This is a genomic window from Propioniferax innocua (genome assembly GCF_006716235.1).
Lineage (GTDB): Bacteria > Actinomycetota > Actinomycetes > Propionibacteriales > Propionibacteriaceae > Propioniferax > Propioniferax innocua.
Map to the genome: position 1 here is coordinate 972,822 of NZ_VFOR01000001.1, position 11,979 is coordinate 984,800.

At 64.4% G+C, this 11,979-nt stretch carries 10 protein-coding genes and 1 riboswitch; of the genes, 3 read left to right on the plus strand and 7 right to left on the minus strand.

What is annotated here, in order from left to right; genetic code table 11:
* Nucleotides 1–50 precede the first annotated feature (50 nt).
* On the minus strand, nt 51–878 hold the full coding sequence (gene rsmI, locus FB460_RS04585) for a 16S rRNA (cytidine(1402)-2'-O)-methyltransferase (RefSeq protein ID WP_142092885.1): 828 nt from the start codon (nt 876–878) through the stop codon (nt 51–53).
* 322 nt (nt 879–1,200) lie between these two features.
* On the opposite strand from rsmI, the gene FB460_RS04590 reads away from it, so the two are divergent.
* Nucleotides 1,201–2,694, plus strand: a complete 1,494-nt coding sequence (locus tag FB460_RS04590; protein WP_142093363.1) for a phospholipid carrier-dependent glycosyltransferase — start codon at nt 1,201–1,203, stop codon at nt 2,692–2,694.
* Nucleotides 2,695–2,751: 57 nt separating this feature from the next.
* Nucleotides 2,752–4,428 (plus strand): ABC transporter substrate-binding protein, encoded by a 1,677-nt coding sequence (locus FB460_RS04595; protein WP_170209942.1) that lies wholly within the window; start codon nt 2,752–2,754, stop codon nt 4,426–4,428.
* A 65-nt stretch (nt 4,429–4,493) separates the two neighbouring features.
* Here the strand turns inward: FB460_RS04595 and FB460_RS04600 are convergent, their stop codons facing one another.
* From FB460_RS04600 to thiC, 3 genes are all read right to left on the minus strand, one after another.
* Nucleotides 4,494–5,600, minus strand: a complete 1,107-nt coding sequence (locus tag FB460_RS04600; protein ID WP_170209943.1) for an FAD-binding protein — start codon at nt 5,598–5,600, stop codon at nt 4,494–4,496.
* Between the two features lie 44 nt (nt 5,601–5,644).
* Nucleotides 5,645–7,321 (minus strand): ABC transporter family substrate-binding protein, encoded by a 1,677-nt coding sequence (locus FB460_RS04605; protein ID WP_142092888.1) that lies wholly within the window; start codon nt 7,319–7,321, stop codon nt 5,645–5,647.
* A 369-nt stretch (nt 7,322–7,690) separates the two neighbouring features.
* Nucleotides 7,691–9,484: a phosphomethylpyrimidine synthase ThiC gene (thiC, locus tag FB460_RS04610; RefSeq protein WP_142092889.1), complete on the minus strand. Its 1,794-nt coding sequence runs from the start codon at nt 9,482–9,484 to the stop codon at nt 7,691–7,693.
* A riboswitch (TPP riboswitch) is annotated at nt 9,476–9,584 on the minus strand. (Overlaps the previous gene by 9 nt.)
* A gap of 41 nt (nt 9,585–9,625) precedes the next feature.
* Between thiC and FB460_RS04615 the strand changes: the two genes are divergently transcribed.
* On the plus strand, nt 9,626–10,228 hold the full coding sequence (locus tag FB460_RS04615) for a cation efflux transmembrane domain-containing protein (RefSeq protein ID WP_211345829.1): 603 nt from the start codon (nt 9,626–9,628) through the stop codon (nt 10,226–10,228).
* A 45-nt stretch (nt 10,229–10,273) separates the two neighbouring features.
* Here the strand turns inward: FB460_RS04615 and FB460_RS04620 are convergent, their stop codons facing one another.
* The 3 genes from FB460_RS04620 to FB460_RS13410 form a co-directional block, all read right to left on the minus strand.
* Nucleotides 10,274–10,570: a hypothetical protein gene (locus FB460_RS04620; protein ID WP_142092890.1), complete on the minus strand. Its 297-nt coding sequence runs from the start codon at nt 10,568–10,570 to the stop codon at nt 10,274–10,276.
* A 142-nt stretch (nt 10,571–10,712) separates the two neighbouring features.
* Entirely contained in the window at nt 10,713–11,798 is a 1,086-nt protein-coding gene (locus tag FB460_RS13490) for a NucA/NucB deoxyribonuclease domain-containing protein (RefSeq protein ID WP_142092891.1), read from the minus strand.
* Nucleotides 11,764–11,892, minus strand: a complete 129-nt coding sequence (locus FB460_RS13410) for a hypothetical protein (protein WP_281281823.1) — start codon at nt 11,890–11,892, stop codon at nt 11,764–11,766. The genes FB460_RS13490 and FB460_RS13410 overlap by 35 nt, the downstream gene beginning before the upstream one ends.
* Between the last annotated feature and the right edge of the window lie 87 nt (nt 11,893–11,979).

Sequence of the window (11,979 nt, forward strand, 5' to 3'; positions counted from 1 at the left end):
ATAGTCGGTGCCGAAGGAACGGACCGACACCGTCGACGCCTGATCCCAGATCACGAGCCGCGACGTGCCTCCAGCACTGCTTCATACAGCGCATTCCGCGCCATGCCGGTTCGCTCGGCAACCTCCGCCACGGCCGGTTTCATCCGCTGCCCGTCCGCCATGAGCCGCTGCACCTCGGCGACTGCCGCATCGGGGTCAGCGTCGACGGCCTCCGCTCCCTGCACGACCACGGTGATCTCACCCCGTGCTCCCTCAACGGCCCACGCGGCCAACTCGGCCAAGGTGCCCCGCACCACTTCCTCATAGGTCTTGGTAAGTTCCCGGCACACCGCTGCCGGCCGGTCGGCGCCCAGGACCGCAGCGGCATCCTCGAGGAACCCGGCCAGCCGGTGTGGCGCCTCGAAGAACACCATCGTGCGTTCCTCGGTGGCCAATGACGTGAAGCGAGCCCGCCGCTGCCCCGGCTTGCGGGGCAGGAACCCCTCGAAGCAGAACCGGTCCACCGGCAACCCACTCACGGCCAAGGCGGTCAGAACCGCCGAGGGCCCGGGCACAGCCGTGATCGGCAGCCCCTCAGCCACCGCCGCCGCAACCAGCCGATAACCAGGATCGGACACCGACGGCATCCCCGCGTCGGTCACCACCACCACGGTGCGCCCGTTCTGCAGGTCCTCGATCAGCCCTGGGGTTCGCTCGGCCTCATTGCCGTCGAAGAAGGACACCACACGTGCATCGGTCTCCAACCCCATCCGCTGACATAGACCACGGAAGCGCCGCGTGTCCTCAGCCGCGATCACTTCTGCCTCGGCCAGGACCCTGCGCAACCGCGGGGAGACATCCTCCACATCGCCGATTGGCGTTCCGGCCAGGATCAACATCGGATGTTCCTCCTCAACAGTGCGCCTGCTCGCACATACGGCTCTCTCAGCGACTCATGAGGGAAATATTCCCTCATGAGTCGCCTCAGGGGGAACTTTTGCACAGATCTCCCTGCTCACCTCAACAGCGTTAGGATGCATCCGGCCGCAGACCGAGGAGATACGCGTGTCGAAGACCAGAACCGCATCCGAACCGACGTCGAGTCGTGACCGCTCGACGCGCGAGGGTGAAGGCGACGACCACGCGCGCACCCCCGGCGAAACCCAGGTGACCCCGACACGCATCACGCGACTGCGCCCAGCCCTCCCCGACGACGGCTGGATGGGCTGGGCCGTCTCCCTGATGGTCACGGCACTCGCCTTCATCCTGCGAGTGGTGAACCTCGGATATCCGAACAAGCTCGTGTTCGACGAGACCTACTACGCCAAGGACGGGTGGTCGGTCTTCCAGTACGGCTACGAGCGGGCGTGGTCCGATGACGCCAACGACCTCATCACACAGGGCGATCTCTCCGGTCTCCAGGACGCTCCGTCGTTCGTGGTCCACCCACCGGTCGGCAAGCTCCTGATCGGCCTTGGGGAGTGGATGTTCGGCATGGACGCCTTCGGATGGCGCATCATGTCGGCGATCTTCGGCTCACTGTTGATCCTCGTGATCATCCGTATGACCCGACGCCTCTCCCGCTCCATTCTGGTGGGCGCCCTTGCCGGTGTCCTTCTCTGCTTCGACGGCCTGCACTTCGTGATGTCGCGCATCGCGCTGCTCGACATCTTCCAGGCGTTCTTCACTCTCGCCGCCGTGGCCGCGCTGCTCGTGGATCGCGACTGGTTCCGCAACCGTCTCGCCGATCATCTGCACTCCAACAAACTTCAGTCACTGGACGGAGCGTTCGGCCCGGTGCTTTTCTGGCGCCCTTGGCGGCTCGTCGCCGGCGTCCTGTTCGGCTTGGCCTGCGCCACCAAATGGAACTCGGTCTACGTACTCGCGGCGTTCTCTGTGCTCTCGGTGTTCTGGGACGTGGGTGCCCGACGTCTTGCGGGGGCACGCCACCGCGCCTTCCTCGCACTGCTCATCGACGCGCCCATCGCGTTCGTGTACCACGTCATCGTGGCGGTCATCGTGTACATCGCGTCGTGGTTCCGGTGGCTCACCACCACCGGCGGCTACGCGCGCGACTGGGGTGAGCAGAACCCCGATGCCACCATCACCAAGGTCCTTGGAAAACCTCTGGCATCACTGTGGGACTACCACGAACAGATCTTCGGCTTCCACACCGGCGACTTCATCCGGGGCCAGGAACACACCTACCAGTCCGATCCCATCGGCTGGTTGATCATCGGCCGCCCGATCGGGATCGACGCGGTCAACAGCATCGCCCCCGGCGCCGACGGCTGCCCCGGTCCCGAGGAGTGCATCCGTGTCATCTCCGCGATCGGCACGCCGGTTCTGTGGTGGGGTGGCGTTGCCGCCCTCATCGTTGCGGTGTTCTGGTGGATCGGGAATCAGGATTGGCGCTTCGGGGTCCCCATCGTGGGATTGGCCAGTGTGTGGTTCCCGTGGTTCAGCCAGACCGATCGCCCGCTGTTCTACTTCTATGCGATCCTGATCATCCCGTTCACGGTGGTCGCCCTCGCGCTCGTGCTGGGCAAGCTCATCGGAGAGGGGCGCCAGACGTGGCGTCCGGGAGTCATCATCGCCGGCGCGTTCACCGCTGTGGTGATCCTCAACTTCGGTTTTTTCCATCCGATTCTGACCGACGGACTGCTGACCCAGCCCCAGTGGCAGGCCCGCATGTGGTTCGATCGTTGGATATGACGCGGCCCCCGGCTTAGACTTCAGGGTCGACCAATGTTCACCACTGGAGGAGTATCTGTGAGACTGCTGCGCTTGGCCGCGGTGCCCGTGGCGCTGGGGGTCGCACTGACGACCGCCTGCAGCGGGGACAACACCGGTGAGTTGAACATCACTCCCCTGCCTGTTGCCGACATCAACGAGCGACCTCGCGAACAGCTCACCACCGGTGGTGAGCTTCGGGTTCCGGTCACGGAGCTGGGAACGTCCCTCAACCCCCTCTCCTCAGATGCCTCCCCCGAGATGGATGAGGTCCGTCGCGCCTTCCTGCCGACGTTGTTCGATGTGTCGTCCACCGGCGAGGTGAAACCCAACCCGAACTTCCTGACCGACGCGAAGGTCACCAGCCCGCCGGGGAGCCCCACAACGGTGACGCTGACGCTCAACCCCGACGCCAAGTGGGGCAACGGCGATCAGGTGACGGCCGAGGATGTCGTCGCCACTTGGCGGGCCTGCAACGGGCAGACGCCGGAGAATCGCTGCCGTGAAGGTCTGCGCCTCGAACGCATCCGTGACATCGTGGCCACCTCCCCCACCGAGGCACAGGTCTCCTTCAACGAGGCAGATCCGGATTGGGCAGAGGTGTTCGCCCACACCGGAATCGTTCGGGCTTCCAGCGTAAGCAGCCCGACCTCGTTCAATGACGATTGGAAAGAGGTTCGTGAGGCTTGGGTCAGCGGACCTTACGTCCCCACCTCGGTCAATACCGAACATGGCGTCATCTCCATGGAACCGAACGATTCCTGGTGGGGTGAGGAGCCTCCGTTGGAACGGTTGACTGTCGTGGAACGCAACGAGGGTGAGCTCGATCAGGCGTTCGCCAAGAACGACGTCGACGCCTTGGAGGTCGGCACGTCCCCGGACGCGTTCACCACCGGTCAGGAAAATCCTGATGCTGTCATGCATCGTTCCGGCGGCACCGAGGCGCGGACGCTGGTGTTCAACACACAGTCGGCCGGTCCTGTCTCGGACCAGGGTGTTCGCACCGCGATCGCCCTGACGCTCGACCGCTCCCGCGTGGGAACCGAGGCGATGCCGGGTATCGACCACACTGCCGCAGCCTTGGACAATCGAGTGTTCCGTTACGGGCAGGAGGGGTACGTCGACAACGCCGAGACCACCGAGATGACCCGTGATGTCCGCAAAGCGCGCAAGGCTCTCGATGCAGCGGGTTGGAAGACCGAAGGGGATGGCACTCGTTCCCGCGACGGTCAACCCCTCGAGATCGCGATGGTCCGCGTCACCGGAGACCCCGTCTCCGAGCACGAGTTCACTGCGATCAGCCAGCAGTTGAACGAGGTGGGCATCAAGGTCGTGCCGGAGGACATCGATGTGAACTCGTGGGCCGACGGTGCCGCGCTCGGCTCGGGCACGTTCCAGATGGCTGCCGTCACCGAGGAGCAGTCGGTCTCTCCGACCAGTGAGTTGCCCGCTCGCTTCGCCAAAGGCGGCGCACGGAACTGGAGCAAGCTTTCGGTACCCGAGATCGAGACGGCACTCGAGGAGTTGAACGCCGAGACCGACCCGGCGCGACGCCGCGGCATCGCGAACCGCATCGACGAACTTGCATGGACGCACATGGGCACCTTGCCGCTGTACCAGGTTCCCGAGACCACGTTCACTCGTTCGCGTCTTGCGAATTACGGGGCCAACGGCATCGGCACGGTGGATTGGTCCACCGTCGGTTACGTGAAGTGAGCCGGCACTTCCGCTGACCGAACCAGCCCCCAGCCGCGATACATGCTGCGTCGATACCGCAGGGTTCACCGTGAATGTCTGGTGCGGAACCGTGGTGCTTTCGGGAACGGGGTCACCGTGTTGAGGTTCCACGCGTGACGCGTGGCTCCCCACGCCGTGCGCCCCACCGTGGCGAGGCGCACCAATCGCTGTGGTGCCCAGGGGAAGTCCGCGCCGGTGCTGAGATGGGTGAACACCTGGCGGGCCGCGGCCATCCCCAGCGTCAGTTCCCAAGGGCCGAAACCGGCCATGACCAGATCCTCAGCGCGTTGCCCGGTGCCCCGCCTCGCGGCACCACTCAGCCGGAGGTGCCCGACGAAGGGCAGGGCGTCGACGCTGTCGCAGGTGGCTGCGTCCCAGCGTCGAATGATGGATGCCGACACCCCGCGAGCGGCGAGCCAGGTCAGTGGATCCTCACTGCGTGACCCGACAGCCACGGACCCGTTCTGCTGGGGAACGAGAAGTGCTTCCCCGTGGTCGATCATGTTCCAGGCCCGGTCGAGTTCGAGCCCATGCACTTCAGCCCAGCGCCAGGTGGTTCGACGCAAACGGGACCGCACCAAAGCACCGCGGGACACTGGCCATGGTGTCGCCGAGATCCGGGTTCCGGCTTTCGGCGGCAGCATCTCGCTGAGTGTTCCGCCGGCGTCGATGAATGCCTCCAGCAGGTGGTCGCGCAGACAGGTGACGTCGACCGTCAGGCCCGTCCCGTTCGGGTACGGGCGCACGTCCCACGGCAGTCGTGGTGTGTCATCGAATTCTGGCTCGAAGCCCACCCGGCGCATGGCCATGGATTCGTAGCGCAGCCAGAAGGCTTCATGACCATCGTCGGTGGCGGTGGCGACAGGAATGGGCGTGGCCGTGACAGCGAACTCCTCGATGAGCCCTCGCGCATCATCGACGGCGAGGCTCAACGCATCGGCCACTGACTCCGCTGCATCCCTGCCGTGCCAGCGTTCCACATGGTGGTACAGCAGCCCCTGCTGCACGGTCACAGGTGCCGCTGAAAGACCCTGCGGCGATCCGGGCGTCACGCCGCGGTCCACCACCGTCACAGATGCCCCGGCGCGCTGGCACCACAGCCCCAGCGTCAATCCGGCGAAGCCAGCACCCACGATCATGACGTCTTTCACGCAGCCTCCTCGACTCACGCGCGCAGCGGCCATCACAGGTGATGCTACTTCTGCCAGCCGATGTCCTCGATTCTCGGCTGTGCATGAGCGGTGGCGCCCATGTTGGCAAGGCCCGAACGGGTCGCCCAGATATCGGGACCGAGATAGAGCGGCATCACGCCATGCTGTCCAAAGCCCTTGGTCTCGGCATTGTTCGCTATCCGGGCCTGGCCTTCGCGGCTGGTCTCCACCAGCATCTGACGGGTGATCTGGTCGACCACGTCGGGGTCTGCCACACCGGACGCATTCACCGCCGAATCCCTGCACCACATGTGGCACACGTTCGCGGCCGCGTCGGTTCCCCTCATCGGGTGAAAGCTGAAGGCCATGTCGAAATCCCGAAGGCCCATGGCACGGTCGATCTCGTCACGAGGTCTGCTGTGGACACGCAGTTCCACGCCGATGTCCTTCATCATGGATGTGTAGGCCCGCATGGCTGCTGCAATGGCCTCATCATCGCGGGGCACCAGCAGGTCGACTTCCAGACGCTCACCGTTGCGTTCCCGGATACCGTCGGAGCCCGGTGTCCAACCCGCGCCGTCGAGCATCTGCCGGGCCCGCCGCACATCGAACTGCACGGCGGCACCGAAGTTGTCACGATAGCCCTCTGTGTGCGGGAGCAGAACGAACGAACCGGGCAGCGCCTCGGTGTGGTCCAGACCGTGGAAGGCGATGCCTGCGAGGGACTCCCGGTCGGTGCCGAGCCACAGGGCTTCCCGAACCGCCGGGTCGTCGAAGGGTTTCCGTGTCCCGTTGAGGGTCAGCACCCTCGGTGCCGTGTTCGTTCCGCGTCGCACCTCCACGCCCTTGGCAGCCTGGACGCGCTCAAGCTGCTCGCCATCGTTGACGCGCGCGACGTCGATCTTCCCGGCCAGAAATGCAGTGACCTCCTCACCGCGTCCCAGCGGGATGAACTTTCGTTCCTCGAGCACTCCCTCATCGCCCCACCACTTCTCGTTGGGGACGAACGATGCCTTGTCCGCAGTGCCGTCGATGTACTGCACCTTGTACGGGCCCGCACCCCATTCAGGGTGTGCCTGGCCCACGTAGGCGGTGCCGAACGAATCGACTGCATCAGGATGCAGGAGCCGGTCGAACAGCCCTGGCCACCAGGGATAAACCGAGTGGAAGGTCACCACTGCCTGTTTCGCGTCCTCGCCCCTCTCCACGGATTTGATCTGCTGGTAGCCCAGGTCGGCCTGACACCCTCGCCCGACCGTGCCGCACACCTGCCACACCGATTGGAGCGCACGCCAGTCGATCGGGGTTCCGTCGTTGAACGTGGCGGCCTCGTTGAGTGTGTAGGTCACCTGTGTCGAACCGTCGATGGTCTTGGCCCTCACCGACGTGAAGTAGTCGGGATTCGGTTCGGGCTCACCCGATGGCCCCTGGATATGGGTCACCGGGTTGTACCAGCCCCAGAGCTCTCGCGTGGAGGCGCCGGCTTCCACGTGCCACTGGTTGTGCTGGGATTCGATGCCGTTGATCGCCGTGGTCAGGGTGCCACCGACTTTGAGTTCTTCGTGTTCGCGCTGGTTGTAATCCGATGTGACCGGCTCGACTTCCTCGGATTCCGGGGCGGGCAGCGGCTCAGTGGCGGAGGTGCATCCGCTCAACGCCATGAGGACGATGACGGCCATCATCACCGCACGCATGGCTGCACTGGAGTTCGGTCCTCGCACGGATCCTCCTGCCGATCGTGTTCCCACGCCATCCGACCATACGCGCGAACTCCAGCACCCCGCACCGCTCGCCCTGCCCCACCTCTACGTCGAGCCGCATCTGCCCGGCACAACGTCAAGGTAGCGCCGGCGGCGCCCAAGCACCCCGCCCCACCTCTACCTCAAGCCGCGTCTATCCGGCACAACGTCAAGGTAGCGCCGGCGGCGCCCAAGCGTCCCGCCCCACCTCTACCCCAAGCCGCGTCTACCCGGCACAACGTCAAGGTGGAGCCAACGAAACAGCGTGGGCCACCCGGCGGATGATGCCGGGTGGCCCACTGAGGTGTTGTGCGGACGCAGCGTCGCTCAGGTCGGCTACGTCATCCGCATTCAGCTGCGCACGGTGGGTTGAGGCAGATAGACCTCGGCGCCGCTCTCCAGGAACTCCTTCGACTTCTGCTGCATGCCCGCGATGGCGGCTTGGGCCTCCGCGGAGCCGTAGGTGTCACGGATGTCCTGGCTGATCCGCATCGAGCAGAACTTCGGGCCGCACATGGAGCAGAAGTGCGCCGTCTTCGCGGGCTCGGCGGGCAGCGTCTCGTCGTGGTATTCCTCGGCGGTCTGCGGATCCAGCGAGAGGTTGAACTGGTCGCGCCAGCGGAATTCGAACCGTGCCTTCGACAACGCGTCGTCGCGATCCTGCGCTCCCGGATGCTCCTTGGCGAGATCGGCGGCATGTGCGGCGATCTTGTAGGTGATGACGCCGGTCTTGACGTCGTCGCGGTTCGGCAATCCGAGGTGTTCCTTGGGCGTCACGTAGCAGAGCATCGCGGTGCCGTAGCGCGCGATCTCGGTGGCACCGATGGCCGAGGTGATGTGGTCGTAGCCCGGCGCGATATCGGTGACGAGGGGGCCGAGGGTGTAGAACGGCGCACCGTCGCACAGCTCCTGCTGACGCTCCACGTTCTCGCGAACCTTGTGCAGCGGCACATGGCCCGGTCCTTCGACCATCACCTGCACGTCGTACTCCCACGCGCGCTTGGTGAGTTCGGCGAGGGTGTCCAGCTCGGCGAACTGGGCCTCGTCATTGGCGTCGGCGATACAGCCCGGACGCAGCCCGTCACCGAGGGAGAACGCCACGTCGTACTGGGCGAAGATCTCGCACAGCTCGTCGAAGTGCGTGTAGAGGAAACTCTCCTCGTGGTGGGCCAGGCACCAACCGGCCATGATCGAGCCACCGCGCGAGACGATCCCGGTGACGCGCTCGGCGGTGAGCGGCACGTAGCGCAGCAGCACACCGGCGTGGATGGTCATGTAGTCGACGCCCTGCTCGCACTGCTCGATGACGGTGTCGCGGAAGATCTCCCACGTGAGCTTCTCGGCCTGCCCATCGACCTTCTCGAGCGCCTGGTAGATCGGCACGGTGCCGATCGGGACCGGCGAGTTGCGGATGATCCACTCACGGGTGGTGTGGATGTCGTCACCGGTGGAGAGGTCCATGACGGTGTCGGCGCCCCACTGCGTCGCCCAGCGGAGCTTGCTGACCTCCTCGGCGATCGACGAGGTGACCGCCGAGTTGCCGATATTGGCGTTGACCTTCACCAGGAACTTCCGCCCGATGATCATGGGCTCGGATTCGGGGTGGTTGACGTTGTTGGGGATGATCGCCCGACCGGCTGCGACCTCCTCACGCACCACCTCGGGATCACACTGCTCGCGCAGCGCGACGTAGCGCATCTCGGGGGTGATCTCGCCGCGGCGGGCGTAGTGCATCTGCGTCACGCGCTTGCCGGGCTTGGCACGGCGTGGTGCGCGGCTCTCGCCCCGCCATTCGTGCGACGCCTCACCGCGACGCATCGCCGAGCGGCCGTCATCGGCGAGGTCGCGGTCACGGCCCTGGTAGGTCTCGGTGTCGCCACGCTGCTCGATCCACTGCGTGCGCTGCGCCGGGAGCCCCACCTCGGGCTCGCAGTCCGGCCCCGCGGTCCGATACATCTGCACCGGTTCGTTCGGTGCCCCATCGGGCCCCGGCTCCAGCGCCACCTCGGTGACGGGCACCTCGTATTCACCATCGGTGATGGTGGAGACGCTGAATGCCTCGGGGTACTGCCATTCCTGATCGTCACGCTCCTGGCCCCCGCCATCATTGCGGGCTGTCAGATCGTGTTCGTTCACATGCGCCATTTCGGCCCCTTCCTTCGCCGGCATGACCCGGACAGGTTCGACGGTGGTCGGCAGCTTCAGCCAGATCTCAGCCCCTGCTGGGGCCCCCGTGGTCAATGTGTGAACGACGCTACCAATAACCATCGCGGCTAGGCTGCAGGGGTGTCTCTTCGTCGAACTGTCCTGGTTGTCGCCGCTCTGAACGCGGTGTGGTTCTTCGTCCAGATGTCGGTGGCTCTGGCCATCGGCTCGGTGTCGCTGCTGGCCGACGGCGTCGACTATCTGGAGGACACCGCGGTCAACCTGCTGATCGCGGTGGCCCTCGGTTGGTCGCTGACGAACCGTTCCCGGATGGGCAAGGTGATGGCGTTCGTCATCCTCGTACCGGCGCTCATCGCCGCATGGCAGGCCTTCACCAAGTTCCGTGACCCGTTCGAGCCCGATACGACCATCATGCTTCTGGCCGCAGTCGGCTCCGTGATCGTGAACGGGCTATGCGCGTGGTTCCTCGTGCATCACCGACGCGGTGGGGGCTCGATGACCAAGGCCGCCTGGCTGGCCGCCCGCAACGACGTGATCATCAACATCGCCATCATCGCCATGGCCCTGCTCACCATGGCAGTGGGCTCGGGCTGGCCGGACCTCGTGCTCGGCGTCATCATCCTGGTCATCAACCTCGGCGCTGCCAAGGAGGTTTGGGAAGCCGCGACCGAGGAGAACCTCGCAGCCAAGGCCGAGGCCGGTGAGACCGGCTGCGGTTGCTGACGCGTCAGTCTCCGCGTGATGAGCCGGGGCCTCAGTGCCGGATGATCACTGCTCCTGGTCGCAGGGGGCCAGATGGATCCACGCGCGCTCGGTCCCGCTCTTGTCCCCGATGGCGTCGATGTGTGACTCGTCGTGCCACTGGCGCAGGGTGATGTCATAGGGACCCGGCGGAATCTCTCCCAGATTCTCGTAGGGCTCTTCCGACGACATGTCCAAGCTCATGATCAACAACGACCCGTCGATCGTCTGCCGACCCTTCAGCTCCGACGTCCACTCCTTCGCCAGCCAGTCCTGCGGCTCCGCCCCGACGGACACATCGAACTGAATCAGCCCTCGATCCACGGCCGAGTGCACCAGCACAGCGCCCTGCACAATGGCCGACTCGGCACCGCGAGCGGCTTCAGGAGGGCTATCAGTTGCGCTGAACTCCCCCCACAGAAGCCACGCGGTCTTGTATCCAACAGCGACTTTCTCCTGAAAAATCTTAGACTCGCACACCGAATTTCTCCCCATTCAAGACGCGTTGATCAGTGTAAAAAATTCCAAGCTCCGTGCCGCCAGCACTGTTATGCTTGGCATCAATCAGGCACCGGCTGAACCCGCCCGCGCCCGTGCGATCTGGATCCTTCAGACCGCACTTCAAGGACGAGTGACTACGAGCAGGTCCGCCGCTACTCGCTGCCCCTTCTCGAGTCGAAGCAAAGGGATACTCATCGCACTCCTTGCCCTCAGGCCGAGGCGACGGAACTCCTCTCCGGCAGGCAATCTTCCGGTTTTCGTCAATTAAACTTGAGTCCATGGTCCGCGTCAGTGTGCTCGGGAGGCCCGATTTGATGGCTGCGCGCACATGAGCGTAGTAGGTCTTGTTCCCGCGTCCCACTGCGTAGATCGCCTTACCAGTGGAGACGCAACCGGGACGAGTACCCTTCTTGAGCGCACCGTCACAACGAAAAAGCGGCGGAGAGTCGAAAAGTACAGAGTTGGTAGAACCACCCTTCAAAACGGCCCGGGCGCTGTAAAGCAAGTCGAAGTCCTGGACAACCCCCGCAGGCTGGTTTGGCTTGTACAGGAAAGTGTGCTCTTTCGCGCTCGTGGGCCCTTTTCCTGTCACAGAGATGCTGCCCTCCTCCCGAAGCATTCCCGCACCCCATCTGAGAGAGGCCGTCGAACCCAGTCCAGTTGCGGAGGCCCGAGTGATCGTATGTTCAATGGAAACCGGGCCACCCGCCACACCCGACGTTTCAGCTTCTCCGCGGATCACGAAAGTAGCGGTTCCTATGGTTTTGAAGGCCGGAAGCCTGATAACCCAGACATATACATCACGATAGAAGCAGATATGGAACCGGTCGCGGTAGACGCCCTTGTTTCTACCCGTAGGGTTCTCACATATCTCCTTTTTCCAGTTGTTCTCCTTGGGGAGCGGGTATTCTTTCGAGCTCGAACGCACCCGCGGGTCACCACCCCCACCGGACAGACTCAGACAGTAGAGGAGATCGCCACGTTTCGCGCAGTGCTGATATTCATCAGGAATAGGGTCAGGTGACGTTGCGGCTGTGGCAGGAACCGCCATCACCGGCACAAGCAGAACAGAACAGAACAATAAATACTCTAGCGATACCGCCCAGCATCAGCAGACCTTCCATACCGAGGATGCCGTTCGGCACGCTAGCACTCACTTCAGGAAGGCGCCACAGACTTTTCGGGTTTCGCCCAGCCCTTCCGTGGCCGGAACCTCGCCACCAAATCCGAGG

Bases quoted from the DNA above. Each gene is read 5' to 3' on its own strand.
- rsmI (WP_142092885.1), bottom strand. From the start codon at position 878: ATGTTGATCCTGGCCGGAACGCCAATCGGCGATGTGGAGGATGTCTCC.
- FB460_RS13490 (WP_142092891.1), bottom strand. From the start codon at position 11,798: ATGGCGGTTCCTGCCACAGCCGCAACGTCACCTGACCCTATTCCTGAT.
- thiC (WP_142092889.1), bottom strand. From the start codon at position 9,484: ATGGCGCATGTGAACGAACACGATCTGACAGCCCGCAATGATGGCGGG.
- FB460_RS04590 (WP_142093363.1), top strand. From the start codon at position 1,201: ATGGGCTGGGCCGTCTCCCTGATGGTCACGGCACTCGCCTTCATCCTG.